Here is a 26,564-nt window from a genome sequence, read left to right as displayed (position 1 = left end):
AAAAAATATATTTCTATCCAAAATTGAAAGAAGAATATTGTCAAATAGAAAACACCCGGTGTATTTTATTTACATCCGAATCAAAACCACCTTGCTTTATAAAAAAACTACAAAAAAGGTTTAAAAGTGTTTCCAACCCTGAGCCTGTAAAGCTATTACGTTCTGATTTTTTGAGACCAAATTTCTTCCCTTTTCCTTTTTATCCATGTAACCTATCATGGAAATTTCCGCATGGTTCTTCACTTTCTCAAAATCGCTCTGACTGATCGTAAAAAGTAGCTCATAATCTTCTCCACCATTTAAAGCACAGGTGGTAGGATCGACCTTGAAATCCGCAGCAGCATTGTACGTCTCCTGATCGATAGGTAGTTTTTCCTCAAAAATGGCTACCCCAAGGTCAGATTGCTTGCAAATATGAAACACTTCCGAAACCAGTCCATCCGAAATATCAATCATCGAAGTGGGTATAATTTCCAATTCAGCCAGTTCGTGAATGATGTCCATTCTTGCTTTGGGTTTCAACTGTCTTTTTACCAAATATTCATACAGTCCCAACTCCGGCTGCATTTCAGGATTGGCCTTAAATACTTCTTTTTCACGCTCAAGCACCTGTAATCCCAAATATGCCGCCCCAAGATCTCCGGTCACACAGAGAATATCATTTTCTTCTGCACTATTTCTATAGACTACCTTGTTTTTAGTAACCTCTCCTACGATAGAAACTGAAATGATAAGTCCCGAAGAAGAAGCTGTAGTGTCCCCACCTACCAGGTCTATTTTGTAATCCTGACAAGCAAACTGAATGCCTTCATACAATGCTTCTACCGCTTCCACAGAAAAACGATTGCTCAATCCAAGATTAACGGTGATTTGCTTAGGTACGCCGTTCATAGCAGCTATATCGGAAACATTGACAGACACTGCTTTATAACCCAAATGCTGTAGTGGCATGTATGAAAGATCGAAATGCACACCTTCCACAAGCATGTCAGTTGACAACAATGTAAGCTTATCCGTAACTTCCAAAACGGCAGCATCATCACCTATGCCCATAATGGTAGATTCATTCGATACTTTGAATTTCTCTTTGATTCTGTCAATCAAACCAAACTCTCCCAACTCACCAATCTCTGTCCTTTTCTCTTCACTCATTTTTTCTCTTTTCTCAAAAATTATTCAATTCTTTAGATCCTGACACAATTCAATCAGAACTCCATTGGTAGATTTCGGATGCAAAAAGCAAATTAATTTGTTGTCTGCTCCTTTTTTTGGTTCAGTATTGAGCAACTCAAACCCTAAGTCACTAAGCCTCTTCATTTCTACATGAATATCTTCCACATTAAAAGCCAGGTGATGAACCCCCTCTCCTTTTTTTTTGATAAATTTAGCAATGGCACTGTCTTCATCATTAGATTCAAGTAACTCGATTTTAGTAGCTCCAGACTTGAAAAACGAAGTAATTACATGCTCCGAATCTACTTTTTCTGTTTTGTAGTTTTCTCTTCCCAATAACCTGGCAAAAAGCTCATTGGACATTCCCAGATGACTTACCGCAATTCCAACATGTTCCAATTTCATACTCACAGCGACATTTATTTATAATTATTCTAAACAATTAGCTATTTTTGCAAAAATCGTGAAACTTTTTCGCATGTTGAAGTGTTTGTGATTTTAATAATGATTTGAAATAAATCAAAGTCTGAATAAAGAATTGATAGCATATGATTTCTGTAACTGATAGCGCAAAAAAACGAGTAGATGTCTTAAGAAGTGGTGATGATCTTTCAGAAAACCATCACATAAGAGTTTCTGTAAAGGGAGGTGGGTGCTCAGGACTGATGTATGACCTCTCTTTTGACGATAAAATATCGGGTGAAGATGACGTATTTGAAGACAAAGGCGTCAAAATCATAGTCGATAAAAAAAGCCTTTTTTACTTACTCGGCACTACACTCGATTTCTCCGACGGACTCAATGGAAAAGGATTCCAATTTGTGAACCCAAATGCTACAAGAACCTGTGGTTGTGGAGAAAGCTTTTCTGTATAACCCTACAATGAAAATTACCTATCATTAAAACCTTTAGAATGAATCTAAAATCACAAACATTAGCAGGAATATTGTGTCTGTTGTTAAGTGTATTTTCCAATACCGTATTTAGTCAGGATATAAACCCACTGGAAGGAAAATGGGACTTGGTAATTACTAAAGATGGAGAAGAGCTTCCTTCATGGTTAGAAATTCGCCATTCAGGATACCACACTTATGTAGGTAGGTTCGTCTATGCCTTTGGAAGTGCTCGTCCTGTATCGGAAGTGAAAATGACAGACGATGACAAATTCAGCTTCGACATCCCTGTTCAGTGGGAACCCGGAGACTCCAATATGGTGATAGAAGGTCAAATAGCAGGTGATGGATTGAAAGGTACTTTGCTCTACACAGATGGCAAAACATACAACTGGACAGGTACCCGTGCGCCAAATCTTCCCTATGCCAAAAACCCGGTTTGGGGCAAACCCAAAAACCTCTTTAATGGTAAAAACCTGAAAGGATGGAGTGCTATGGGAGAAAATCAATGGATAGTAGAATCAGGAGTATTGAAAAGCCCGGAATCGGGTTCCAATCTTGTGAGTGATGAAAAATTCATGGATTTTAAACTGCATATAGAATTTCGCTATCCCGAAGGCAGCAATAGTGGGGTTTACCTCCGTGGACGCTACGAAGTGCAAGTAACAGACAGCAAAGAAAAAGAACCTTCAGATGTTGAATTTAGCGGAGTATATGGTTTTCTAACCCCCAATGAAATGGCAGCCAAAAAGGCTGGTGAGTGGCAATCGTATGACATCACTTTGATTGGCAGAAGAGTTACAGTAACTGCCAATGGAGTTACTGTAATCAATGACCAAAACATCCCAGGCATAACAGGTGGAGCATTGGATAGCAAAGAAGGAGAACCGGGACCATTTATGATTCAAGGTGATCATGGTTCGATCGAGTACAGAAATATCATCGTAACCCCAAGGGTGAACTAAAACCAAATTTTAACAAACAGAACATATAACCACGATTTAGGTTGTTGTTTGACTCGCTTGTTCTGGCTTGAATATTTTGGTATCTGCATAAAATGTTCCGAAAGGAATTAATGAAGCTGCCAATGACAGAATTGAAACTTTAAAACTCCAACGGTGTATAAAAATATTTTGGACACAAAGAATGACATAAAGGATAAACAGCCAGCCATGTGCCATTCCCACATAAAAATTAGGCTCAGGGATTTGCAGTCCATATTTAAGCGGCATAGTAATAGCAAAAAGCAGGAAACTGATTCCCTCTAAAATGGCAAAAAGTCTTAGTCTTCCAATCGGAGTTTTTAAATTCATAGTCTATTGCAACGGATCAACATTCATCTTGTTAAAAATTGATATGCAAGTTTAGCTGATCCGCTCAATTCAGACTAGTCAACCGGATTATAAAATCAGGTTTCTTTTTATTTAATTGTCATTAATCCCTGATAGTGATCTTTATTGATATAGGCGAGAAAAAGTGTCGCCAGCAAAGTGAATATTGCTACAGGCAATCCTTCAGGTGCGAGAAAAGCATGAACACCCAGAATATTGACCACAATTGGGAAAATAACTACGGTAGCCAATGGAACAAAACGGCCTGTAACAAAAGCAATTCCACAAATCAACTCGATGGCTTTGACTAATGGCATAATATAACCTGATGCATCCAATCCTTCATTAAACGTTTTCATATCACCAGTCAATTCGGGCTGAGGTACTAAGTTTAAAAAATAGGTTGCAGACGCAAATACAAAAAGAAGTCCCAGTAGGACACGAATAATAATAGTTGTGATTTTCATTTGTCATTCATTTATGTTTAATAATTTTCTAATTAAAGTCTGTCTATAATGTGCTTTGAGAAGCCTTAAAGCTTACTGTTTTAACAGCTTTACCAATCTTTAAAAGCTTAGTAAAGCGTGGATCGTATTTTATAGACAGACTCTATTTAGATTCATACTCAGTTAATAACAACTCATCCAGATTATTGAAAATACTGATCACGCCACTGTCCATTCCACTGTTAGCCATTAAGTCTCTGTCTTCCACAGAGCGACACACAGTCTGAATGGTGAGTTTGGTTCTATTGCCATTAAGTTCTGTGAACTCATAGATTTCCAACACCACACGGCCAAGTATAGATTGATCTTCCAATTCGGATGTCAATACAATTCTCTCGGGTGATGCCATCTCATGGATCACTCCATTAAATATGCATAGAACTACCCCTTCCGCATCGTAATGAGTATATCGATACGATCCACCCGTTCTGTAATCATGGTGGTCAAACTTCATTAAAATTCCTTTCGGAGCAAAGAACTTTAACAAAATATCCGGGTCGCTAAATGCTTTATAGACCAATTCTCTTGGTGCATCAAATACTCGATGTATAAAAAGTTCCTGTTTGCCCGATTCTGCAATGATTTCTGTTTTCATGGTCTGAATTTTCAATTTTCTAATTTGAAATTAAACATCCAATTGATGCCATACTTATCTGAGCATTCACCAAAAAATGAACCGAAAAACATGTCTTGCAAAGGCATTGTAATGTTGCCATCCCTGGAAAGCTCATCAAATAGTCGCTGTGTTTCCTCCCTTGTATCTGGTTCAAGGCAAATATGCATGTTGTTCCCCTGATTTAAAGTAAATCCCATTTCTTTGGGAGCGTCAGTTGCCATTAGCACATGTCCGCCAAGAATTGGCAACTCAACATGTAAAACCATCTTTTTAACTGATTCCGAAACGGGAGGATGGTCTGCTTCAGGGGGAAGGTCGCCAAATCGTTGAATACCTTTTCCATTAAACTCTGCTTTGAATACAGATTTATAAAAAGTAAATGCTTCTTCTGTGTTTCCAGGGAAATTGAGGTAGGTTGTAACCCTGGGATAATTGTTCTTCTTAAGTTCATTCCTGAGTTTAAATTGATTTTTAATGTATTCATCAAGATTATCAAATGCCATGCTAAGGCCTTCCTTCATACCCATATCTATGACTTGCTGTAGATGCTCCTCTGAGTCATATTCACTCACGATTGTTACTACGGTCTGACCTGATTCCTCTACAAACCGATTATGAAATTCAGAGACTGGAAAGTCTTTATTGATCTTTCCTTCTTTGTCAGTAAATGCATCCTCCCCCGTAAAATCATTGTGCCTTGAAATCGTATTATATGTTGTGATGCACCAATGTTCTTCCTCATTTGGCCCTACCATAGCATAATGGCGCTTACCGCCTTCTTTAAAGTCCATTGATTTCGTTACTGATCTCCAGGGCTTAGGTGCCCACCATTGATCTAATAATTCAGGTTCTGTCCATGTTCTCCACACTAAGTCAATAGAGGCATCAAATATCCGTGTTACGGTCAGTTTGTTTTTGTCTGCTGCAAAAGTTGTCTTGTTCATAATTAGAAATATTGAATTAATGTTTGGTTTGCAATTTCTGATTATAGATATAGGATATGGCCAGTACCACTCCCACTACTATCGGCATTACTATGTAACTGATGTTTTTGTCAACTACAATGTGGCTGATTATCGCAAAAATTAGATTAAATGTCAAACCTGCGTACGCCCACTCTCTCAATTTGCCAGGTAGTTTTGGAATCATTAATGCAGTTGCTCCCAATGTTTTGCAGATAATTAGTGCGTAAGCGAAATAATCAGGGTATCCCAATGGTTTTGTTCCTGCATTAAAATATTCATGAGCAAAGAGGAGCGTGCCTAAGGGCATTGCTGCTTCCATTAAGAAAATGATTGTGGTCGTAATCCAAAAGATGATTTTGTGTTTTTTCATCGACTTACTTTTTTAAGGTTAATAATAATTCGTCAAGATTTCCCATGGCCATTGTAAGGCCTTCTTTGAAGCCCATTTCAATCAGCATTTCAATGTCTTCAAGCTTGTCGTGCTTTAAGACAATATTTACGGTCGTGATGCCATTGTTTTCAGTGAAGTTATTTGTCCATAAAGAGCGTGGCTTAACGGTATTTTCTTTTCCGTTTTCATCGCAGAAAGCATCTAACCAAGACAGCAATGTGTTTGTTTCAATAGCTTTATAATCTGCTTTGCACCACATTTTTTCGTCTTTCGGGCTAACCATTGCATAGAGCCACATGCCGCCCACTCTTAAATCCAAAGATTTGGTTTCGATATGATATGGTTTAGGTGCCCACCATTGATTTAGGAGTTCGGCAGTTGTCCAAGCCTGCCAAACCAGTTCAAGATTGGCATCAAATTCACGTTTTATGTGAATGGTGTTGTTTTCCTTGTTCACGGAAAAATCGAATAATAGATTACTGTTCATTCTTTTGTTTTTTTATTATTGATAATAAGTTATCAAGTTGATTAAATCGACCCTCCCATAACTTCTTGAATGGTTCCAACCAGTCAACAACTTCGATCAGTTTCTTAGGCTGAATCTCACAATAACGCTCTCTACCCTGTTGATTGATCATGATGATGCCACACTCCGACAGGATTTTTATATGTTGTGAAATGGCTGGCCTACTCATATCAAACTGCTCTGCTATAGTATTTAAGTTGAGTGATTTGTGAGCGATAAGATTGATAATGTCTCTTCTCGTCGGATCTGCTATTGCCTGAAATACATCTCTTCTCATAACTTCCCTTTTCAATATGTAAGTATTTACTTACAAATAAAAGCGTAAGTAAACACTTACACAAATGATTTATGAAAAAAAATCAAGTATATAATGATTTAAGGGTTAGATTATCTGCCAAATCACGGAGTGCTTATAGAATAATCACACTTTACCAGTGCCGGGTTTATATCTAAATAAGGATAAAACTTGATTAGAAAAAATTAGTTGGACTTGTAATGTTACAAGCCTGCTTCTATGGGTAGAGAGGTGAAAGTGTAGTTTTGAAAAAAACAAGGTTCTGGTTTAAAATCAGAATCCTATTTGAGTTCTGTTTAGCCATAGAGATTGAAATGTCTTATTTTGTTCTTTGCAGCTTTGGTGGGTTTTGTCTAGTATCAAAAACATCAGCAATTTTTATAAGCCCATTTGCCGTGTCCACAGAATATATCAGTTTATAGTTTTTGAAAACTAAATATCTATATTCGGTTTCCCTCTGCTTTAGTAACTCTTCTTCTTGTCCAATTTGCGGTGTTTTTATCAATATGTTTGGTGCGTTGACAATTCCTTTCATAATTTTTTTCGCAACCCTTAAACTTGCTTTCTTTTTGTAATATTCATAGATTTCGTCAAGTTGAGTTTCGGCAAATTCAGACCAAATAACTTTCAGTTTCATTCTTCAATTTTTTCCAAAAGCTCGAAACTTGTCTTAAACTTATTGTTTCGAAAGTCAGATTCCGATTGATCAATTCGTTTATTCAACTCATCTTGAGTCATTGGCTCAATTATTTGCTCATCTGATGATTTTTTTTCTTTTCTCAATATCTTTTCAAGACGAGAAACAGCTTCTTCACTTTGAAGTTTTAAGAATTCCTGTATAAATTCTATTTTTCGAGCTTCTAAATTCATTTTGCTTGGCTTTTTATCAAAGATACAAAATTATCAATTCAGTTATCGTTTTTATTGATTGACTGATTTTAGAGCTTGTTATCAACAATGTTTAACTATCAGGTGTATTTCCTCAAGTTGTAAATTGTACAGATTAGAAAAAAATCAGCCTATGCTTCCAAAGAATCAGAAACTGCGTTTAAAAAGAAAACTCATGTGGGCTGAACTTAGTAGAAAGCACAGCCTTTCCATAGCGGTAGATTCACAATACCGTTGCTCTGAAAATAGCTAGAAACTCTTTAACATATTACTGATAGCATGTCATCTGCCGATTATTACAGCTCTGATATCATGAGCTTTTCGTCTTCTTTGATAGTTCGCTCAATAGTTTTATTGTTCTTTATATATCTTAACCAAAGGAATTTAGGATTACCATAGTCTGGATCATCATCGTTCACTAGATTATTTCCAACTTGAAATTGGCCTTTTGTGTTTATCAAGTGTTGGGTTACAGATTGTACATCAATAGTTTTTCGATCAGTTCCATATAAGGCATTAAGTACGTAAATTTCCGGAATTTCTAATTCTTGATCTTGTGATGGTTTGTCATCAACAGGAGTTAGCTGAAATCTAATTTCTCCTTCCTTGAGTTCAGATGGCATGTTCACTTTGAGATAGTTCGCATCATCTGGTTTAACGTAGTTAAGTGTTCGTTTAAATTGTTTTCGATTGGTGATTATCAATATTGAGAAGACTAAAATTCCAAGTCCAGATCCACCTAGCAGTAGCCAAACAAAATTCGAATTACTTCCATCAATTACTGAAACTAAAAATGAGATAAATGCTCCGATCATTAATGAGTTTAGCCACATAAACCAAGACAAATTCTGGTTGATCTTTCCAAGTTCATCAATTTCTTCTTCTGTAAGTGGATATATTCTTTTTGTTCGTTGTATAAATTCAAGTCGAACTAGTGGATGATGGGAGAAATCATTTGGTTTTGTTTTGCTCATTTTACTACAAGTTGTTTGACGGGTAACATCACTGTATAAGTCGTGTGTTAAGGTGAAGATAGTGTTTCGTTTACAAAATAGCTAGTTCTTCGAAGTGATCGATTACTTTTTCTATTATCAATAGGTCGATTCGGAGATTTGGCGGAGCTTCCATAATGCAGAAAACTTTGGCCTAGCACTGTCCACGCATGATTTCATCACAGCATGTTACCAGCTTTTCTTTTCGTTCAGTAGTCGTTCGAGTTCAGCTTCGTTAGTGTCCAGTCCGTTCAGTTCGATAACCTTCTGCTTGCCAGTTGTTAGTTCGAGAATAAGATGTCTGACCCATTTGGAACCGTTGTAGAAGTTCTTGAAGTTAAAGGAGTTCACAGAAGAAAATGAGACTTCCTTCCAATTTTTCCGTTCGTAAAAACCAATCTTCTCTGACGTGATCAAAAGTTCGGTTGTGTTCGCTCGTAGTTTGTTAAGAATCATCCACTCCAAGTAGAGAAGAATGATTGCTGCTATAGTTCCAGCAATTTTAGTTGTTTGATCAGGATAGTTGTCAGTTAGAAAAAGAAAGTAAAGTGAGCCGGCCACAGTCGCCAGAGTTAGCATCAAATAGATAATCAGGTAGCTTTTCTTCGACTTTATTTCAGTTGTTATCATTCTGAGACTTGAAAGTGATTGCTGGTAACGCCACTGTATAAATTCGTGGCTGATTAAAAGTATAAAAATTTGCGTTAACTACCGAGGCAATCCGCAGGATTGGCTTATTAAATTAATCTTCACAAATAAGGCAATCCTGCGGATTGCCGGGCTTTCTACAAAGAGCTGAAGCAACAATAACCTACTAACAGCCATGATTTATACAGAATGTTGTAGTGCGTCATATTCCAATCCATTTTTCGAGTTTACCTTTGAATTCGTCAACTGCCAACCATGTATTAACTGATTCCGTATTTTGCTTGTCGTAAGCTGTCAGATATTGAATGTGGATTTTTTTCCCAATTTTTAGGTCAGGAATTTCCGTTTCAAATCCTTCTTTCACCATTCTTGTTATTGATTGATAAAAATCAGTCTTATTTTTCAGCCGTGCAGGAAACCAATCATTGGAGTCTGCTCTGGTATTCAGCATTTCTCCGTCTTCTGTCCCTATATGCAAAGTCCAATCGTCATTATTCGCTTCAATCGCATCTAAATGTTCTCCTGTTGCAATGTCGAAAGTTACATTGTCCTGATAGTCAGTTAAGACACAACTTAGTTGCAGTTTTTCATCTGAGTGCTGAATCTTATTTATTCTCCAAATCCACCCTTTTGAATCCGCTACGGTCTCTCCATTGTTTAGCGGTTGTCTGATTTTGAATTCAATCAATTCAATTTTATGTCCGCTTGTTTCGAAGGTTACAGACTTTCCATTTTCATAATCCTCAGTTTCAACTGTTTCAATGTTAGTAGAATCAATGGTCAGCCCACATTTAACTTGCCCAATTGGGGATTTGAATGTTCTATGTATAATTTGATTGCTCATTTGACAAATGCACTACAACATACTTATAAGAACCACTAATGCCGAAACACTAGTGATTCTTACAAATTTTTACAGCTTATCAGGATCAACCACCACGTGCTTCACTGATTGTCGGTCGTAAGTGTACGTGATGTACACCAATCCGTCCTTGCCTTGAATGATTCCAGGGTAGGAATATTCCCCTTTTTGTCTTTCAAGGGTCATCACTGGCTTCCAGTCAATGCCGTCTTCAGAAATGGCCAAGTTGATCATATCCCTCCCGTTTGGAAAACCTCCTTTTCTAATGGTATGGTTATAAATCAAAAGCTGTCGTCCGTCCTTCAATGTAACGGCATCAGTTCCTGAGTTTGGATTTGGAAGACTGGTAGCAGTCATTTCGCCCCAAGTCTTGCCTCCATCTTCAGACCAGCTTTGAGAAACCACACTTTGTCTGGTTCTACACAAAACTTGCAATTTGTTGTTTGGGTAAAACAAAACACTCGGCTGAATGGCATCAAACTCAACACCATCATTGATGTATTCTGTAGATTCCCAGGTTTTCCCATTGTCTTTTGACATCTCAAAATACACTCGCCAGAAAAGCTCTTTATTGTCATCGTAATATTCTACACTCGTAGGACATACAATTGTGCCATCTGCCAACTGTACAGGCTTGTTTTTTATTGGCCCTAAAAGATGTCCATGCTGGTTTTCTCCTAACTTTTTAGGTTTAGACCAGGTCTTTCCTCCGTCTTTAGAAGTAATCAGCATCCCCCACCATGTTCTCGGATCCGGACCTACTTTATAAAACAACATCAGCGGCCCCTGTTTAGGCTGAAAAAGCACCGGATTCCAACATGGGTAACGCAATTTCTTGTTTTGAATGCCATTGGCTACTTCTACCGGAGTTGACCACTTACCATTGGTGTTTCTTGACACCCAAATACCTACATCATCGTCTTTCTCCTCTGTACCACCAAACCAGGCAGCAGCTAAACCACCGTCAATTTCCACAATAGTAGAAGCATGACATTCCGGAGTTTGTCTGCCTTCAAGAGCATAAATCAATTCACTTTTCAAAAGTCCTCCCTCTCCTACTTTCGCAAGTGCAGGCACTGACTGATCCTGAGCCACTGCCGACCCATAGACGAAAACCAATAAGACAACATTAAGGCACTTTAGTATTTGCTGCATGACATATAATTTATGATGAATAATTTTCTTGTTTTCCAATCATACCAATTACAAAACCAACCAAAAAGATAGTTGATGTTCCAAGTACAATGGTTAAGTAGGTATGAAATTGCCCTCCTATGGACTCAGGCCCTAAGAAAATATTGGAAAGGCTCAGCCAAACGATGACCAGTATTCCCACAATCACTCCTATGATTGCTCCTTTTACGTTTTTTTGTTTAGAAAAAGCACCTAACAAAAAGAGGCCAAGCATCCCTCCGCTAAAAACAGAAGCCAGTTTCCACCAGATATCGAGCGCACTTTTGACATTAATCATGGCTATTCCGATCACAATTCCAATAATGCTAATAACCAATGAAGCCATATATAACACTTTCATCTTCTGTTTGTCTGTCACTTCCTGTTTAGAGTATTTTTGATAATAATCAGTAAGAAAAACAGTGGCCGCACTGTTGTAGCTTGTTGAGATGGTACTCATACCTGCTGCAAAAATAGATGCAATCAATAACCCTGTGATTCCGGGGGGCAGGTGATTGGCTATGAAGTAAGGAAAAATACGATCACTTTTAGTCACGTCTTGCAATTCTGGCGGTAGCACTGCCGCTCCTGACTGAAAATAAGCATACAATGCCGTACCAATAAATAAAAAGATCATAGAGACTGGCAAATAGAGCATCCCACCCCAAAAAGCGGATTTCTTGGCTTCACTTTCTGTACTGGACAACATATAGCGTTGAACATAATTCTGATCAACTCCATAATTTTGAAGATTGATAAAAATGCCATACACCAGCACTACCCAAAAAGTTGGCTGTGATAAGTCCAAATCAAAACTTCCTAAACTGAATTTCTGATTTTCAATGGCAATGTCAAACACCTGACCAGGCCCTTCCGGCATTCCAAACAATATGAAAAATAAGCAAATCACTGCTCCGCCAATCAATACTATCCCCTGAATAGCGTCTGTCCATACTACCGCCTGAATTCCTCCCAATACTGAATAAACCATCACTACCACTCCCGTCACAATGATAATCGTAACGATATCCCATCCAAATATGGCATTCAATGTAAGAGCCATTAAATACAGAATAGTACCTATCCGCATTAGTTGCGTCAAAAGGTACATAGTAGAAGCGTACACTCTTGCCCATGAACCAAAACGCTGTTCCAGATAAGTATATGCCGAAGGGCTGTTGACCTTGCGATACAACGGAACAAAGACCTTAATGGCTACAAATGCAGCTATTGGCAGTGACAAACTAAACACGAAAGAGTTCCAGTTGCTCTGAAAGGCTATCCCCGGAAGTGCCAAATAACTAATACTACTCACGAATGTTGCAAAAATAGACATGGTAACTACCCAACCCGGAATGTTGCTATTGCCAAGAGTAAACTCTGCAGATGATTTGTCTTTTTTATAAAATAATCCACCAACCAAAAGCACTCCTACCATATAACATAGGAAAACAGCTAAATCAATAAAATTCATGTCTAAGTGGGGTTAGTTAACAGTGAATATTTGTGCATCCTGTCTATCAAAAACGATAGATGTCAATTTCTAATTCATTGGCTAAATTTTCTAAAGCTTTAAATAGCTGATCAAACTTTACGTAATCCTGGAAAGTGAAGCTTCCGGAAGGAATACGGCCGTCTAAGTTTATTTTCATTCCACGCAATTGCATAAAATACTTCGCAGACATAGGGTAACACTCATGAATCAATGAATCAAAAATAGTGATCAATGTATTGACCTTATTCAATTTCTGAGCATCACCATGCAAGTTGACAGAAAGGTAACTTAATAATTCGGGATAAAAGTTAGACGATGTAGAACCCAAACCAGCTGCTCCTGCTTCTATCGAGCCAAGTCCTGTCGAAATATTTGCATTAAAAATTTGAAGTGGAGTTCCTTTCACTGCATCCAGTTTGGATATTATCTGATCAAGGTTGCAGCAAGTATCTTTTAGAAAAACAAATCTTTTTGTTTCACCCATCCAGCCCAATAACTCAGGAGACAAGAGGCGCTTGTAAGGCACAGGGCACTCATAGACTCCCAATGGAATATCGCCGGTATCATCAAGAATTTTCGTTAAATTTTTCTTTACAACCTCCTCACTCTCCGTAGGAGTCGCAAGTTGATTCGTATTTAATATCACTCCGTAAATTCCGGTATCATAAATTCTTTTTATGAATTCAATATTCCTGTTCTGATCAAGTCCAAAAGTACCGGAAGCCACTACGTTTTGTCTTCCTGCTACCTGATCCACAACAGTCTTTGTGACCAATATTCTTTCATCGTCGGTCAATTGAAACATTTCCCCGGTTAAACAGTTGGTAAACAATCCGGTTGAACCAGTAGCTATGTAATATTCGGTAAGTTCCCTAAGGGCATTTACATCAACTTCATTGCTTTCCAGAAACGGAGTTAACATTACCGGGTAAATCTCAAAATGGTTGGTTGGCATAATTTTATAGTCTAATTACAGCAAATATACGAGAAGAAATCACGCAATAGTTTCTATATCTTGCTCATAAAATACTGTATATTGACTTATAAGCAAATGAAAGAATTTAGTTCAATTATAGGTTTTTAAACTTATTTCGGTAGTTACTAGGAGTGGTGTCACAAAACTCCTTAAACTGATTGTTGAAGTGTGCAATATTGTTGTAACCGGACTGAAAAGCGATATCAAAAATTGGCCAATCCGAATCTTGTAAGAGTTTACATGCATAGCCTATCCTTACTTCTTTGATATAGTGGAATAACGATTTACCAGTATTTCTTTTAAAAAAACGACAAAAAGCACTATTGGTCATGTGATTTTTTTCGGCAATATCATCCAGTTCTATTTTTTCAGAAAAATTAGAAAGTATGTATTCATACACTTTTTGTAGTTTTTGTTTTTCAGGAGTATCTGTTTCTTTGGAATACCCTGCCAATACCAAACCTTTCCTATCCTTGGTACCTACCAGTATTTCAAATATCTCCAATAAGAAAATTAACTTTCTCAACCTGTTTGCATCAGACATTTTGAGCAGTATGTCCCTCACTTGTTTTGTTTCCTTACCGTAAAACTGAATCCCTGACCTGGACTCTCTCATCAAATTGAGAATGGGTCGCAATTCTGGTGAATGGAAAAACTGCTCACCATCTATATTTTCGTGAAAGTGAATGGTGATACACTCAGGCTTTTTTCCGGAGGCCACTCCTTTTACTTCCCAACAATGAGGAAGTTCCGGACCAATCAAAACCAAATCTCCTCTGGAGAAACTGTGGATGTTGTCTCCAATAAAGCGTGTACCCCATCCGGATATGATGTAGTTCAATTCATAATTTTCATGTGAATGAATTTTATAGGTATTTGGAGTCATTTCAGTTCTACGAATACTGAATGAACTATCGGATGGAACAGAGATATGTGCTTTAGTAAAACCCATTTTTATAAAAAAATTAAAAAGTCTATCGGTTCAAACTTATAAACAAAAACTTCACTCTTTACACTTCTGGTTGTAAATTATCGAAATATGAATTACTGACAATTGTAAAACCAACGTCATCCGTCTCCAAACAAAACTCTGTTTTTCAGTAATTAAAGTGAAAAATCGTTTCTTGTTTATTCTAAAATGACATGAAAGTCTTTGCGCTCAATGTATTAAAACCTGGAATCAGAAGTAAAACCAGTTCGTCTTACGTTAATTAAATTCTTCCAAAGGTTGGATAGAACTTTTAAACGAATTATCATTAAGATCAACCTTATCTGGCTGTAAATATAACAATTAGTCAAGAAAAATTACAAAGAAGAATTTTACACTCAATACATCCTAACACAAAAAAAGCCACCCAAATTAACTTTGGATGGCTTTTTCTATGCGTTTGGTTGTGGATTTTTAAGGTAACTCTACCCTGACGCTATTTACTTCTGAACCAAAACTTCAATATCGATTTTCTTATTAGATTCAGTTCCTGCTGCAATGGCAGTGATACGAATAAGACCTTTTCTTGTTTTAGAATCTCTTGTTACAGTTTCAAAAGCAATAACCTGATCTACAGCCAGATTATTAACCCCATTTCCAGAATCAGTACCATCCGCATAAGCCGTTTCAATATCAGCATAAGTAGTCTGCTCAATAAACTGAGCAGGTGTCAATGTAGTAGTCTTAAATGTGGTTGCATTCAATGTTGACCAATTCTGTCCATTAGAACCTAGATCATATACTGCAGCATTATAATCGGAAGGGGCTGCAATTGAAGCTCCTTTTGAATCAGTATAATAGTAACCAAAATCAATATCAGAAGAAGAAGCTGTTCCTGCTTCACTGCTGATCACTTCGCTAGATGCTACGTTTCTTGCCAGAGGCACTGAATAAAAAGTCTTAGATGTTTTGTCTCCTGTTGGTGCCGCAAGCAATGTAACTACTACACTTTCCAATGGAGCAGATGCCACACTTGCTGTTAATGTCAGGGTGGCTGTTTTGCTATTATCATCTACCACAGTGATCACAAAAGAAATTTCTTTGCCAACATGCTCTTCAAGCAATACAAAACTGGTAGGTGTTCCCGTGTAAGTTAGCACTGTTGTTCCTGATAGCCTTTGATCCGTCCAATCATCAATTCCAGCATCGGCATCATCGATCAGGTATTCCACTTTTATGTTGTTAAAACCCCCGGGTACATCCCCTGTTATTGTAAAGCTGATTTCATCACCAACAGTGCCATCATAATGCAAACTAGTAGTTGAGAAAAAATCAGAGGCAATTTCCAAAGATGGCCCATCAACAACTATTGGATCATCCTCACCACAACTGGCCAAAAACAGCATTCCTACTACTCCAACAACAGTTAATAACTTTCTTGACAAACTTTTCATGTTAATTAATTTCATTTTAAAATAAATGTTTAGATTTTTTACTATAATAGATTAATCCAATAAAATAATGACAAAAGTATATTTTATATTTCTTCTAAACGGGTCATTTGTCTTTTATATTTCATGAAAATCATTAACTTTTTAAAGATGAATAAGAATCAGATTGTTTGTCAAATAAAAGACCAATTTTAACTCAAAAAAGAAACAGAGAAAGCCTCACTTTAACTCTTAAATCAGCTCAGTAAAAATCCAGGGCATACACATTTAAAACATATTATTATCCCCTGACCTGTTCAGGGGTCTCTTCGGTTTGACTGTGATTTTAAAAGATACCGCAACAGGTGCGGTAAGGAGGGTTTGTTTTTAAATGCGTATGCCCTGAGTAAAATCTGTTCTCTATAATATTCAGTTACCATTTTAGTATATTGGTCGTTCAAAACCATTCTCATATGCTTCGATCTTTCTATTTTATTTTCATACTATTTCTGATATTAGCCTTCGGCTGTAGTGCCCCGCCAAATCCTTACAATATATATGTATCCTCAGGTGGACTCAACAGCAACGATGGTTCTATCAACAAGCCAATTGCCAGTTTGCATCAGGCAATCAAAATGTCCAGAAACATAAAAAAGGATCAACCAATTAATATCTGGCTGGCTAATGGAATCCATAGAATAACAGAACCCTTGACTTTAGGTACATCTGACAGCCTACTGAACTTTCGTGCCGTTCCCAATGAAAAACCTGTCATCAGCGGCGGTATGGTTATTTCCAAGTGGACTAAAGAAACCAACGGACTTTATTCTGCTCAACTCACTAAAGATGCACCAGATGAAATCCGAGAACTTTTCATAAACAAACAAAGAGCCATTAGAGCGAGGCATCCAAACAATAACTATTTAAGAATAGCCAAAGCCGGAGAAGACAAGCGAACAAATTTCTTCTTTGCTGAAGGGGATTTTCCAAAGGTAAAAAATCATGAAAGTATAGAATTAATCCTATTGCATGATTGGTCTATCAGCAGGATTTCTGTAAAGTCAATCGATTGGGATCATAATCAACTGACAACTGTCGATTGGATTGGTACCAAAGTTCTGGATTTTTTTAATTTGACTCATTGGGAAGAGCAACCAAGGTATTTTCTTGAAAATGCCATTGAGTTTCTGGACACCCCCGGTGAATGGTATTATGACCAGACCGAAAGAAAAATATTTTACTACCCAAATCCGAATGAAGCTCCTGAAGACATAAAAGCTGTAATTCCTGTTGCATCACAATTGGTGACCATTTCCGGAAATAGCAAGACCAGACAAAAAGCATCCAAAATCACTTTTCAAGGAATCACCTTTGAATATACAGCATGGCAAATCCCTAAGGAGGGATATTGTGGCATCCAGGCTTGTATGTTCGACAACCGGCAAGCTGATAATAATAGTTGGAACTGGGTACCAGCCGCTATTGAGTTAGACCTTTCATCCAACTGTCAATTTAGTAATTGCGTGATCAGACATGTGGGTGGATCAGCCATTTGGTTTAGGGAAAACACTGACAACTGCACTTTAACCGAAAGCCATATTTATGACGTATCGGGCAATGGTGTAAATATAGGTGAAGGACAAAAACGCAAAACAGATAAAAACGGAGAATTCTGGTGGCAGGTAACACCAGAAGAAGCGACACATAACTTTACGGTATCGAACTCTCTCATTGAGCAATGCGGACAACAGTTTTATGGAGCAGTCGGGATTTGGGGTGGACTCATAGCCAATACCACCATCGAGCGCAATGAAATACGCAACATGCCTTATACCGGAGTGTCACTCGGATGGATGTGGAGTCCCCAACCAACGCCATGCCGTGAAAACACCATTACTGGCAACCACATACACCATATATTGAATAAACTAAGCGATGGTGGTGGAATTTATACCTTGGGATTGCAACCGGAAAGTGTTATTTCCAATAACCTGATCCACGATGTAACAGTCAATGCAGGCAGGGCTGAAAGCAATGGTATGTTTCTGGATGAAGGTGTTACTGGTGTAGTAGTGGAAAACAACATTGTTTACAACATTGCCAAATCTCCTCTCCGGTTTCACAGAGCCACCACCAACATTGTCCGCAACAACATCTTTGTCTGCAATGACGGTGTACCTCACATTCAATACAACCGCACCAATGAAGATGATATCCAAAAGATAGACAATAGGATCCTTGAAAATTCAAATACCAAAGAGTTAAATGCTATTTTGGATAGAAGAAAAAGCGAATTTGGACTGAAAAAAATAATAGATCAAGCTTCTCAACGGCTTTAGGTTGTGTAGCTTCCAGAAATTGAAATGGAATTTCTTCATCCAAACAACTTACACTATTGTAGTCTTTATTTTCCCTTTGAACAGAACCATTTACATCTACCAAATAATTGGTGATATAACTTTCCAAGCCTTTTTTAGTAGTGTTGATGCTCATATTCCTATTTCAAAATGTCTCAACTCGTCTAAACAAAAATTCAATAACTCATTGATAATCATATTTATAAGTATGTATTTCGTCTAAACCTCGTCTAAACCTCGTCTAAAATCCACTGCCTACTATCACCAAGTCTTATCTTATTTTCCCGCTTCATTTTTTGCAGGATATTTTTGATTTTATGCTTCTTCTGATCTACAGATAACACATCTGGGAGTTTGTCCAATAGTACTTTTTCAAAATCTTCTCGTCCGCCCTTTCCAAACTTATTTAGATAATCCAAAATAATCTTCTGGCAATATTCATCGTCTATTCCTCTCTGCTTAATATAGTCGGCTTGTTCGCCAGTTACTTTTGCCACAGACACGGAAATATGAAAATTCGGTTTTCTACCTTCAATCAAGCCTTTGCTTTTCAAATCTTTTATCTCGGCTGCACTTAACCTTTTCGATTTGGCGACTTTATCCAACGCAATAATATCTAACAAGCTCAAGTCTGGAACTGTAGCAACTTTTCTCGCATAGTTGATGTCAACCACTTTTCCCGTAATGGTCAGCTTCACCTTGTCATTGACAAATTCATAATCTGGCATGGGGAAGAATTTCTTCCACTGAATGTTAAACATTCGCTTGATGCCACTTCCTATAGCATCAATCATGTTGAGGTTGATCATGGCTTCTACCAAAAACGGATTTCGGTAAGTAGGCTCAGGAGCATCGGTAATCACCACTTCTTCTATGCTAGAAGGGATGAACGAACCTGAATTGACAAATACCAGCTTGCCATCTTCATGCTCTACCACATTGATTTTTCCACTTAATGTATAGTCTTGGTGGGCAATGCAGTTATTCAACGCTTCTCGTATGATGTAAGGATCGTATTGATCCACTTCTTCGGGAAACAAAGTGCCATCTGAAATGTATCGGTATTTTAGGTTTCTGATTTTCTTATAGACCTCATCGGTATTTAGCAAAAGCGGACAAGTGAAGTGCTGATAGTCCTTGTCGATGTTGTCTTTGTCTCTTAGTATCCAAGATACTTTTGCTGTGGAAGGATTGATGAAATGCTCGGATTCAGACTTACCGAGCAGCAAAATAGCTGTTCGGGTTATTTTTCCTTTGATGCAAACTTTTGCTTTGTTCAAAAAGGTTTCATCGCTCCACTCGTCAATTTCTTCAAGCAGATGTTGATTTTTTCTTTTGAATGATTCAAGTGCTTTGAGAATCGCTTCGGGTGATAAATCATTGATAGTAGCACTTTCTATAATAGCAGCACTCCAGTCTTCACCTCGTGCTTGTTCTCGTATGCGTTCTACTTCTTCCAGATTCAAAGCGTTGAGTTCTTCTCCATCTCTGCCGTAGTAATGCCCTTTCCATGAAATAGGAATGCCTTTAGGAGCAGCAGGAATTTCAAACAAAACCACTCTGCCTTCAGGTTCATGGACTTCATAGATTTCCATGAAAGTGACTCTGCCCGTAGTATGGTTGGCTACTTCCGCTTTGAGGCTATCAAGGTCTGCACGGTTGGTTCTGAATTGCGAGCCAACAATACTTTTGTCATTGTCTTTTACACCAAATACCAACCAAGCCGAACGCTTCCTTTTGAGGTTGGCTTCATTGCACAAAGCAGAAAAGTACTTGCCAATTTTGTTGAAATCATATTGCGTTTTCGCCTCTTTAAATTCAACCACCTCATTCTCAATACCTTGAGAACGAAGCAAGTTTAAAATCGCTTGTATGGCTGCTGCTGTTCTCATTTATTATTTGAACTCTAATTTATTTGATTTCAGGATTACCTTGATTTTTTTACTTAAACTGTTTATTAATCAGTCTTTTAAATTCTAAACTTCTTGAGCCAAAATTAATCAACAGTCCTACTTCCAAATCATATGCTTCTAAATAATTGATAGCCTGACCTAGGTGAACGTTTTCTAATTTAGTTAAAGTCTTTAACTCTACCGACACATTACCTTCAACCAAAAAATCAGACCTTCTTGTAACAATGTATTGTTCTTTATAGTAAATCGGTATTTCGTGTCGGCTAAAGCTAATCCTTCGTCCAACATTTCAATGACCAATGCACGCTGATAAATAACCTCCTGAAACCCATTACCTAAAGCGCTATGACCTTCATGATGCGCCCAATAATTATGCTGATAAGGTCGTTCTATTTGTCGTTGATGATGGGTTGTAAACTTTGGGTATCTAAATTCATTGGTTGTATTTTCTTATCTCTGCCGATTTAATGGTTAAATATAACAGACAAATCAAATTTACACACTTTAATAAATTAGTGCCTTCACACACCATCGTCTAATTCCTATAAGGCACAGTTTCCCTTTTATCGACAGGATAACCCCATTGTCGGACGTATTCCATACCCGGAAGAAACTCATCTCCGGTTTCTTTGAGCTTTTTAGTCAACAATACATCCATATCACTTTGTAAAACTGAAAATGACGGATTACCCACCAAATTATTCATTTGATATGGATCTTTTATATTGTCAAACAACTGCCATGGGCCATTGAGGTCACGGGTATAGGTGTAGCGCAAGCTGACTAAACCCCGGTATTCCCTGCCATTATGGTCAAACCTGTTCCATTGACCAAACGGCTGCACACAAGTGATTAATGTCACCGTATCCGGCAAAGGAGATTGTCCTTTTAGGTATTTACTAAAATCATACCCTTCCACTGATTTTGGTATATCAACCTCTGTAAGCCCCAGCAATGTGGGCATGATGTCATACGAGTTAATCAGGGCTTTGTATTCTCCCGATTTGATATCAGGATGATCAATTAGCATCGGTATTCGAATGGATTCTTCATACGGCTGTTGCTTTTTAAAAGCATTGTGAGACCCAAGCAAATCACCATGATCTGAGGTAAACAAAACAACCGTATTTTCCCGAATTCCCAAATCATCCAAAGTTTTCAAAATATCAGCCACCATATCGTCCAGGGCAGTGCAATGGGCATAGTATCCAGCCAGACTTTTCTTCGCTTTGTCTTGTATTTCTTCCGGTACATTAGGACGGAGTATGATGTCTTCCGGGTCGTACAGGTCATTGTACTCTTTAGGAGCAGTTTGGTATGGCGCATGAGGAGTAGCCCAACTCAGAAAGAGGAAAAATGGATTTTCATCTTTAGCGTGTTTTACCATGTATTCCTGTGCATCCTTTGCTTGTGCCAAAGCATCATAACCTTCCCAAAATTTCTTTTCAGGAGAATCTCCTGAGTAATAAGCTGAGTTGTTGTAGTCATGTGAGCATTCCAGTGCTTTCCAATACTGAAAACCCTGCCTGCGTGCTCCGGGCGGAGTAAACGCACTCCTGCCACTGCCGTCCAAATGCCATTTACCTATGTATCCTGTCTGGTAGCCCTCATTTGCCAGCACTTCAGCAATGGTAACGGCAGCAGTATCCAACTGCACATCGTTCATAAACAAACCATGGGTTAACGGACGCTGACCTGTCAGCAAAGATGCCCGGTGTGGCGTGCAAACCGGCATGCCCGAAACCGCATTCACTATATTGGCACTCTCTCTGGCAAGCTGGTCAATATTCGGCGTTTTTACATTGGGATCTCCCCGATAACCCATTGCCTGTGCCCTCCACTGATCAGTATGCAACACGAGTATATTCATCGGCTTTTTCTTTTCCGGTGACGCACAGGAACCAATTAAAATCACAAGAAATAGAAGTATGGTTGTATGGTTTAAAAAATATGTTTTTATGATCATAACATAGAATAGTAAATCGAAATTTTGATAAATCTAACAATTAAATGTATAAGGTTTCTTAACTGCCCGGGTTTTAAGGTAAAAGAGCAAAATCGATCCTAAGAAATGCTTTTCATTTTCTAAAAATATCAATACTTTAGCTTTTTACATGCACCACTCAGATTCACATTCACTACACTTTCTATTCACTGTTCCTGTTTTTTTTATTTAATCTATTTGCACAGAAATATGAAATACCTGAAAATAATCATCTTACTATTGATTGTCACCACCGGATATTCTCAGCAAACAAAACCGAATGTATTGTTCATCATTGCTGACGACCTGACAGCCACCGCAGTATCTGCCTATGAAAATAAAGCAAGTAAAACACCTAATATAGATAAACTGGCTTCAGAGGGTGTACGCTACACTAAAGCCTATTGCCAGTATCCGGTATGCGGTCCATCCAGGGCTTCATTTATGTCAGGTTATTATCCAAGTGCCACAACTACTTTTGGTTATGTGAGTGGTCGTGAAAATATTGGTTCTGATAGAAAAACATGGTCTCAATTGTTTAAAGAAAATGGATACTACACCGCACGGGTAAGTAAAATTTTTCACATGGGCGTACCCGGAGATATTGAAAAAGGATCGAATGGCACAGATGATGAAGCCTCTTGGACAGAGCGTTTCAACAGCCAGGGACCGGAATGGAAAGCGGAAGGAGAAAGTGAACTGGTACAAGGCAACCCTGATGGCACATTGCCTAAAAAAGGAGGAAACGTAATGACAATAGTAAAAGCCAACGGAGATGATTTAGTACATTCTGATGGCAAAACAGCAGAAAAAGCCTCTCAACTGATCAGAGAGCATAAGGATGAACCTTTCTTTCTGGCGGTAGGTTTCGTAAGGCCTCATGTACCATTCGTAGCACCCAAAACATATTTCGAACCTTATCCCTATAATCAAGTAAATCTACCCGAAAAAGTAGAAGGAGACTGGGATGACATCCCTAAACGAGGCATCAACTATGTGACCAGTGTGAATGGAAAAATGAATGAAGAACAGGAAAAGAAAGCTGTTGCAGCATATTACGCCTCTGTAGCCTATATGGATAAGCAGGTAGGAAAAGTACTCAACACCCTGGAAGAAGAGGGTTTATCTGACAATACCATCGTGATATTTACATCAGATCATGGATTTCACCTGGGTGAGCACAGGTTCTGGATGAAAGTCAGTTTGCATGAAGAATCTGCAAGAGTTCCTCTGATTATAAAAATACCAGGAAAAAAACCAGCAGTTTGTCATTCATTTGCCGAGTTGCTGGATTTGTATCCTACAATCGCAGAAATAGCAGGATTAAAAACATCAGAGCACTTACAGGGAAAGAGTCTCTCAAAAACACTTGACAACCCAAAACACAAAGTAAGAGATATGGCCTTTTCCGTTACTCAGGGAGGAAAAACCTTTCTTTTAAGAACAGACAAATGGGCTTATATCCAATATGACGAAGATGCAGGATCAGGCATTGAATTGTTTGACATGAAAAAAGACCCGAAACAATATACCAACCTGGCAGCAAATCCAAAATATAAAAAGGTAGTAAATGAATTTAAAGAAAAACTAAAATCCAAATTATTGGAAGTCAGAAACAATGATCTTGGCATAGAATACGCTCAATAAAAACCATTGTAAGTTCCAATAAACCGACTTCAAAAAAGCTATCTGTCATTTCATTAGGAAAGCGTAGATGGATTACATACATTTGTGCGTTTATAAGTCTTTGTGGGAAAAATCCCACCTTTTAATTTCATGATAATTCGTTACTCTGCGTTCCACTTTCCGGAATAAAATTTAAAGAATAGTTACTGGCAATTATTTAGATCGAAGGGCTTAAACAATATAATTAATATTTTTTTAAAAAATTTACAATGCAAGGAACAGTAAAATTCTTTAATGAGTCCAAAGGTTTTGGATTCATTAAGCCAGACGATTCAAGTGAAGACATTTTCGTACATTCATCAGGACTTGTTGATGACATTCGTGAAAACGACAAGGTTGAGTACGACACGGAAAGAGGTAAGAAAGGTATGAACGCAGTAAACGTAAAAGTAATAGACTAATTATCTATTGCTTTAACACAACTTATAAAAAGCCACCTAACGGTGGTTTTTTTTTTTGCTTTTTTTTAATACCAATCAATTAACAGGTTCAAATATAACAGCTAATCCATTTTGCTTCAAGAACTTGGTTCAAATGCTAATTTGCTTGAATCTTCTCATGAGTATGAATATCAGGTGATGAATCATTATATAAAAACATCCCTTTGGGTTTTATTTCATTATCCAAAAATTCAAGAGAAACTTGAACAAAAGTCACATAATATATAATTACCAGGAAGTAGGCATGTAATCCTTTAAAAACTTCCCATTCCAGTGTTTTCCGGTATTTATTCCGTCAAATAGAGGATCCAACACTCTGGCAGCACCGTCAACAATATCCAAAGGAGGTTGAAAGTCATGAACTTCTTCTTTCCTCCTTGCTAATTCAACAGGGTCTTCATCTGTCACCCAACCTGTATCTACTGCATTGGTGTAAATACCGTATTTAGCAAAGTCCGAAGCAGAAGTTAAAGTCATCATGTTCAAGGCTGCCTTGGCCATATTGGTATGGGGATGTCTGTCTTCTTTGTGAAACTGATGAAACTTACCCTCCATAGCCGATACATTTATAACATGTTTCATTCCTGTATTCTCCTTTTTCATCAGGTTCACTAATCTATTACACAAAACAAAAGGAGCTACGGAGTTCACGAGCTGAACTTCCAGCATTTCAGTAGTGGGTATTTCTCCCAATTTCAATCGCCAACTGTTGATCTTGCGCAAATCCACTTGTTGTAAATCAGCATCCAGTTTTCCATCTGGAAACACTTCTTCTACTGTAAGTGTGTTGTCTATGCTATAAGGAATCTGTGATAATTTTGCAGAAGAACTTAATCCAACTCCTAATTGCTTTCCATGCCAACTAACCGGGAGGTTTTTATCCTGTACTATGTTAAAATTATCACTGAGTGATTTCAGTTCCTTCAAACAAGCATTGTGATCGGCAAGAAGTTGCTGCATAAAATGTGGCAAATCATTTATGGCCTTCTCCTCATTGGACATTAAGTGTTTGTAAAATCCCGAAGGCCGCCTTACGGTTTGCGCAGCATTATTAATCAAAATATCCAGACGATCATATTGTTGCTCGATAAAGCTACAGAAAATTTCAACACTGGGAATATGACGTAGATCCAGTCCATGAATCTTTAATCTTTCTCCCCATTCATTAAAATCATGCTCCTTTGAGTACCGCAATGCGGCATCAACAGGAAATCTTGTTGTTGCAATTACTGTTGCTCCAGCCCTCAGCATCATAAGCGTAATATGGTAACCAATTTTCAGCCGTGAACCCGTTACCAACGCAACCTGACTGGTAAGATCAGCTGTTTGAAAACGTTTGGCATAGTTGAAGTCTCCACACTCTTTGCACATCGTATCATAGAAATGATGGAGTCGATTAAATACTGCTTTGCAGACGTAGCAATTTCTTGGCGATTTCAGCTCTACTTCCTTTTCAAACTCTTCTCCGGTAAGAGAAATCATTGTTGGAGCAATGAATATAGAGGCTTCACGGGCACTTCGAATTCCAGTGCCATTTCGAGCACCTTTATCTCTCTCTACCAATTTTCTTTTTGCCGCTTTTCTGGCATCTCTTTTTCTTATAGAAAACTCCTCTCTACTCGGTCTGGAAAGTTGGCCTGCTGCTCTAATAAGAGCCAACCTCCTTTCTTTGGGAATTTCAAATATTTGATTGGTGTCCGCATTTAGGATGCTCAAAATAGAAATACAGTCCTCAATTTGTTGCTGAGTAAGCTGAGGTGAATCTGTTTTATTCTGTGTATTGTCCATTCATATTGATTTAGCTGCAAATGTAACGGGATTTATATCCTCTAATATTAACCTTTGCTCAGACTCAGGACAAATTTTCTAACATTTCAATTGTATAATGGATTTAGTGAGCTTTGCATTGGTCACTTACACCAACGAAATCCGAAAAGTAGAAAACAAAAAAGAGCTGCATTTCTGCAACTCTTTTTTGGGATGTGGGCCCACATGGACTCGAACCATGGACCACCTGATTATGAGTCAGGTGCTCTAACCAACTGAGCTATAGGCCCTTCAAATTGCTTTTAAGAGCACCTTGAATTTGGGAGTGC

General features: G+C 38.0%; 27 protein-coding genes, 1 tRNA gene and 1 pseudogene. 5 read left to right on the top strand and 24 right to left on the bottom strand.

Going from position 1 to position 26,564, the window contains the following annotated elements; translation table 11 throughout:
* Positions 1-120 precede the first annotated feature (120 nt).
* The gene (gene thiL, locus AAOP42_RS15690) at positions 121-1,152 is read right to left on the bottom strand and encodes a thiamine-phosphate kinase (protein ID WP_349529489.1); all 1,032 of its coding nucleotides are present in this window, start codon (positions 1,150-1,152) and stop codon (positions 121-123) included.
* A 24-nt stretch (positions 1,153-1,176) separates the two neighbouring features.
* Complete coding sequence (gene mce / locus AAOP42_RS15685) at positions 1,177-1,578, bottom strand: methylmalonyl-CoA epimerase (RefSeq protein ID WP_349529488.1); 402 nt, start codon at positions 1,576-1,578, stop codon at positions 1,177-1,179.
* A gap of 143 nt (positions 1,579-1,721) precedes the next feature.
* Here mce and AAOP42_RS15680 point away from each other — a divergent pair, with 143 nt between their 5' ends.
* Both AAOP42_RS15680 and AAOP42_RS15675 read left to right on the top strand, forming a co-directional pair.
* Positions 1,722-2,048, top strand: coding sequence for a HesB/IscA family protein (locus tag AAOP42_RS15680; protein ID WP_349529487.1), 327 nt, complete (start codon positions 1,722-1,724; stop codon positions 2,046-2,048).
* Between the two features lie 38 nt (positions 2,049-2,086).
* Complete coding sequence (locus AAOP42_RS15675) at positions 2,087-3,031, top strand: 3-keto-disaccharide hydrolase (RefSeq protein WP_349529486.1); 945 nt, start codon at positions 2,087-2,089, stop codon at positions 3,029-3,031.
* Positions 3,032-3,067: 36 nt separating this feature from the next.
* On the opposite strand, the gene AAOP42_RS15670 is transcribed toward AAOP42_RS15675, so the two are convergent.
* From AAOP42_RS15670 to AAOP42_RS15590, 17 genes are all read right to left on the bottom strand, one after another.
* Entirely contained in the window at positions 3,068-3,379 is a 312-nt protein-coding gene (locus AAOP42_RS15670) for a DUF3817 domain-containing protein (RefSeq protein ID WP_349529485.1), read from the bottom strand.
* Positions 3,380-3,486: 107 nt separating this feature from the next.
* Entirely contained in the window at positions 3,487-3,864 is a 378-nt protein-coding gene (locus tag AAOP42_RS15665) for a DoxX family membrane protein (protein ID WP_349529484.1), read from the bottom strand.
* Between the two features lie 142 nt (positions 3,865-4,006).
* Positions 4,007-4,498 (bottom strand): SRPBCC domain-containing protein, encoded by a 492-nt coding sequence (locus AAOP42_RS15660; RefSeq protein ID WP_349529483.1) that lies wholly within the window; start codon positions 4,496-4,498, stop codon positions 4,007-4,009.
* Between the two features lie 11 nt (positions 4,499-4,509).
* Positions 4,510-5,463, bottom strand: a complete 954-nt coding sequence (locus AAOP42_RS15655; RefSeq protein WP_349529482.1) for an SRPBCC domain-containing protein — start codon at positions 5,461-5,463, stop codon at positions 4,510-4,512.
* A gap of 16 nt (positions 5,464-5,479) precedes the next feature.
* Positions 5,480-5,854 carry a DoxX family protein gene (locus AAOP42_RS15650; RefSeq protein WP_349529481.1) on the bottom strand — a complete coding sequence of 125 codons (375 nt, stop codon included), beginning with the start codon at positions 5,852-5,854 and terminating at the stop codon, positions 5,480-5,482.
* Between the two features lie 4 nt (positions 5,855-5,858).
* Positions 5,859-6,362, bottom strand: coding sequence for an SRPBCC family protein (locus tag AAOP42_RS15645; protein ID WP_349529480.1), 504 nt, complete (start codon positions 6,360-6,362; stop codon positions 5,859-5,861).
* Positions 6,352-6,678, bottom strand: a complete 327-nt coding sequence (locus AAOP42_RS15640; protein WP_349529479.1) for an ArsR/SmtB family transcription factor — start codon at positions 6,676-6,678, stop codon at positions 6,352-6,354. The genes AAOP42_RS15645 and AAOP42_RS15640 overlap by 11 nt, the downstream gene beginning before the upstream one ends.
* 337 nt (positions 6,679-7,015) lie before the next feature.
* Positions 7,016-7,333, bottom strand: a complete 318-nt coding sequence (locus AAOP42_RS15635) for a type II toxin-antitoxin system RelE/ParE family toxin (protein WP_349529478.1) — start codon at positions 7,331-7,333, stop codon at positions 7,016-7,018.
* Entirely contained in the window at positions 7,330-7,566 is a 237-nt protein-coding gene (locus tag AAOP42_RS15630; protein WP_349529477.1) for a hypothetical protein, read from the bottom strand. Before AAOP42_RS15630 ends, AAOP42_RS15635 begins: the two co-directional genes overlap by 4 nt.
* Before the next feature lie 314 nt (positions 7,567-7,880).
* Entirely contained in the window at positions 7,881-8,558 is a 678-nt protein-coding gene (locus AAOP42_RS15625; protein ID WP_349529476.1) for a hypothetical protein, read from the bottom strand.
* A 207-nt stretch (positions 8,559-8,765) separates the two neighbouring features.
* Complete coding sequence (locus tag AAOP42_RS15620) at positions 8,766-9,206, bottom strand: hypothetical protein (RefSeq protein ID WP_349529475.1); 441 nt, start codon at positions 9,204-9,206, stop codon at positions 8,766-8,768.
* A gap of 220 nt (positions 9,207-9,426) precedes the next feature.
* Positions 9,427-10,068, bottom strand: a complete 642-nt coding sequence (locus AAOP42_RS15615) for a hypothetical protein (protein WP_349529474.1) — start codon at positions 10,066-10,068, stop codon at positions 9,427-9,429.
* A gap of 69 nt (positions 10,069-10,137) precedes the next feature.
* Positions 10,138-11,241, bottom strand: coding sequence for a sialidase family protein (locus AAOP42_RS15610; RefSeq protein WP_349529473.1), 1,104 nt, complete (start codon positions 11,239-11,241; stop codon positions 10,138-10,140).
* Between the two features lie 10 nt (positions 11,242-11,251).
* On the bottom strand, positions 11,252-12,733 hold the full coding sequence (locus AAOP42_RS15605) for a sodium:solute symporter family protein (protein WP_349529472.1): 1,482 nt from the start codon (positions 12,731-12,733) through the stop codon (positions 11,252-11,254).
* A gap of 46 nt (positions 12,734-12,779) precedes the next feature.
* A complete protein-coding gene (locus AAOP42_RS15600) occupies positions 12,780-13,709 on the bottom strand; it encodes a dihydrodipicolinate synthase family protein (protein WP_349529471.1) in 930 nt (309 codons plus the stop codon).
* 115 nt (positions 13,710-13,824) lie between these two features.
* Entirely contained in the window at positions 13,825-14,682 is an 858-nt protein-coding gene (locus tag AAOP42_RS15595; protein ID WP_349529470.1) for an AraC family transcriptional regulator, read from the bottom strand.
* Between the two features lie 476 nt (positions 14,683-15,158).
* Entirely contained in the window at positions 15,159-16,127 is a 969-nt protein-coding gene (locus AAOP42_RS15590) for a hypothetical protein (RefSeq protein ID WP_349529469.1), read from the bottom strand.
* Positions 16,128-16,561: 434 nt separating this feature from the next.
* On the opposite strand from AAOP42_RS15590, the gene AAOP42_RS15585 reads away from it, so the two are divergent.
* Positions 16,562-18,427, top strand: coding sequence for a right-handed parallel beta-helix repeat-containing protein (locus AAOP42_RS15585; protein WP_349529468.1), 1,866 nt, complete (start codon positions 16,562-16,564; stop codon positions 18,425-18,427).
* Between the two features lie 248 nt (positions 18,428-18,675).
* On the opposite strand, the gene AAOP42_RS15580 is transcribed toward AAOP42_RS15585, so the two are convergent.
* The 3 genes and pseudogenes from AAOP42_RS15580 to AAOP42_RS15570 all read right to left on the bottom strand — a co-directional run bounded on the left by AAOP42_RS15580 (position 18,676) and on the right by AAOP42_RS15570 (position 22,324).
* Entirely contained in the window at positions 18,676-20,337 is a 1,662-nt protein-coding gene (locus AAOP42_RS15580) for an RNA-binding domain-containing protein (RefSeq protein WP_349529467.1), read from the bottom strand.
* 49 nt (positions 20,338-20,386) lie between these two features.
* Positions 20,387-20,658, bottom strand: a pseudogene (locus tag AAOP42_RS15575) (GxxExxY protein).
* A gap of 235 nt (positions 20,659-20,893) precedes the next feature.
* Positions 20,894-22,324: a sulfatase family protein gene (locus AAOP42_RS15570; protein WP_349529466.1), complete on the bottom strand. Its 1,431-nt coding sequence runs from the start codon at positions 22,322-22,324 to the stop codon at positions 20,894-20,896.
* A gap of 228 nt (positions 22,325-22,552) precedes the next feature.
* On the opposite strand from AAOP42_RS15570, the gene AAOP42_RS15565 reads away from it, so the two are divergent.
* On the top strand, positions 22,553-23,989 hold the full coding sequence (locus AAOP42_RS15565; RefSeq protein WP_349529465.1) for a sulfatase: 1,437 nt from the start codon (positions 22,553-22,555) through the stop codon (positions 23,987-23,989).
* 248 nt (positions 23,990-24,237) lie between these two features.
* The gene (locus AAOP42_RS15560) at positions 24,238-24,429 is read left to right on the top strand and encodes a cold-shock protein (protein ID WP_349529464.1); all 192 of its coding nucleotides are present in this window, start codon (positions 24,238-24,240) and stop codon (positions 24,427-24,429) included.
* A gap of 267 nt (positions 24,430-24,696) precedes the next feature.
* On the opposite strand, the gene AAOP42_RS15555 is transcribed toward AAOP42_RS15560, so the two are convergent.
* Complete coding sequence (locus AAOP42_RS15555) at positions 24,697-26,256, bottom strand: SDR family NAD(P)-dependent oxidoreductase (RefSeq protein WP_349529463.1); 1,560 nt, start codon at positions 26,254-26,256, stop codon at positions 24,697-24,699.
* Between the two features lie 195 nt (positions 26,257-26,451).
* Positions 26,452-26,525, bottom strand: a tRNA-Ile gene (locus AAOP42_RS15550).
* Positions 26,526-26,564: the final 39 nt, after the last annotated feature.

The organism is Reichenbachiella sp. MALMAid0571, from assembly GCF_040151475.1.
GTDB lineage: Bacteria > Bacteroidota > Bacteroidia > Cytophagales > Cyclobacteriaceae > CAXBNB01.
Note: the sequence above shows the minus strand (reverse complement) of the source record. Positions and strands in the feature narration are given on the sequence as shown.

Excerpts from the sequence above, each read along its gene's own strand:
- thiL (WP_349529489.1), bottom strand. The coding sequence starts at position 1,152 with ATGAGTGAAGAGAAAAGGACAGAGATTGGTGAGTTGGGAGAGTTTGGT.
- mce (WP_349529488.1), bottom strand. The coding sequence starts at position 1,578 with ATGAAATTGGAACATGTTGGAATTGCGGTAAGTCATCTGGGAATGTCC.
- AAOP42_RS15680 (WP_349529487.1), top strand. The coding sequence starts at position 1,722 with ATGATTTCTGTAACTGATAGCGCAAAAAAACGAGTAGATGTCTTAAGA.
- AAOP42_RS15675 (WP_349529486.1), top strand. The coding sequence starts at position 2,087 with ATGAATCTAAAATCACAAACATTAGCAGGAATATTGTGTCTGTTGTTA.
- AAOP42_RS15670 (WP_349529485.1), bottom strand. The coding sequence starts at position 3,379 with ATGAATTTAAAAACTCCGATTGGAAGACTAAGACTTTTTGCCATTTTA.
- AAOP42_RS15665 (WP_349529484.1), bottom strand. The coding sequence starts at position 3,864 with ATGAAAATCACAACTATTATTATTCGTGTCCTACTGGGACTTCTTTTT.
- AAOP42_RS15660 (WP_349529483.1), bottom strand. The coding sequence starts at position 4,498 with ATGAAAACAGAAATCATTGCAGAATCGGGCAAACAGGAACTTTTTATA.
- AAOP42_RS15655 (WP_349529482.1), bottom strand. The coding sequence starts at position 5,463 with ATGAACAAGACAACTTTTGCAGCAGACAAAAACAAACTGACCGTAACA.
- AAOP42_RS15650 (WP_349529481.1), bottom strand. The coding sequence starts at position 5,854 with ATGAAAAAACACAAAATCATCTTTTGGATTACGACCACAATCATTTTC.
- AAOP42_RS15645 (WP_349529480.1), bottom strand. The coding sequence starts at position 6,362 with ATGAACAGTAATCTATTATTCGATTTTTCCGTGAACAAGGAAAACAAC.
- AAOP42_RS15640 (WP_349529479.1), bottom strand. The coding sequence starts at position 6,678 with ATGAGAAGAGATGTATTTCAGGCAATAGCAGATCCGACGAGAAGAGAC.
- AAOP42_RS15635 (WP_349529478.1), bottom strand. The coding sequence starts at position 7,333 with ATGAAACTGAAAGTTATTTGGTCTGAATTTGCCGAAACTCAACTTGAC.
- AAOP42_RS15630 (WP_349529477.1), bottom strand. The coding sequence starts at position 7,566 with ATGAATTTAGAAGCTCGAAAAATAGAATTTATACAGGAATTCTTAAAA.
- AAOP42_RS15625 (WP_349529476.1), bottom strand. The coding sequence starts at position 8,558 with ATGAGCAAAACAAAACCAAATGATTTCTCCCATCATCCACTAGTTCGA.
- AAOP42_RS15620 (WP_349529475.1), bottom strand. The coding sequence starts at position 9,206 with ATGATAACAACTGAAATAAAGTCGAAGAAAAGCTACCTGATTATCTAT.
- AAOP42_RS15615 (WP_349529474.1), bottom strand. The coding sequence starts at position 10,068 with ATGAGCAATCAAATTATACATAGAACATTCAAATCCCCAATTGGGCAA.
- AAOP42_RS15610 (WP_349529473.1), bottom strand. The coding sequence starts at position 11,241 with ATGCAGCAAATACTAAAGTGCCTTAATGTTGTCTTATTGGTTTTCGTC.
- AAOP42_RS15605 (WP_349529472.1), bottom strand. The coding sequence starts at position 12,733 with ATGAATTTTATTGATTTAGCTGTTTTCCTATGTTATATGGTAGGAGTG.
- AAOP42_RS15600 (WP_349529471.1), bottom strand. The coding sequence starts at position 13,709 with ATGCCAACCAACCATTTTGAGATTTACCCGGTAATGTTAACTCCGTTT.
- AAOP42_RS15595 (WP_349529470.1), bottom strand. The coding sequence starts at position 14,682 with ATGGGTTTTACTAAAGCACATATCTCTGTTCCATCCGATAGTTCATTC.
- AAOP42_RS15590 (WP_349529469.1), bottom strand. The coding sequence starts at position 16,127 with ATGAAATTAATTAACATGAAAAGTTTGTCAAGAAAGTTATTAACTGTT.
- AAOP42_RS15585 (WP_349529468.1), top strand. The coding sequence starts at position 16,562 with ATGCTTCGATCTTTCTATTTTATTTTCATACTATTTCTGATATTAGCC.
- AAOP42_RS15580 (WP_349529467.1), bottom strand. The coding sequence starts at position 20,337 with ATGAGAACAGCAGCAGCCATACAAGCGATTTTAAACTTGCTTCGTTCT.
- AAOP42_RS15570 (WP_349529466.1), bottom strand. The coding sequence starts at position 22,324 with ATGATCATAAAAACATATTTTTTAAACCATACAACCATACTTCTATTT.
- AAOP42_RS15565 (WP_349529465.1), top strand. The coding sequence starts at position 22,553 with ATGAAATACCTGAAAATAATCATCTTACTATTGATTGTCACCACCGGA.
- AAOP42_RS15560 (WP_349529464.1), top strand. The coding sequence starts at position 24,238 with ATGCAAGGAACAGTAAAATTCTTTAATGAGTCCAAAGGTTTTGGATTC.
- AAOP42_RS15555 (WP_349529463.1), bottom strand. The coding sequence starts at position 26,256 with ATGGACAATACACAGAATAAAACAGATTCACCTCAGCTTACTCAGCAA.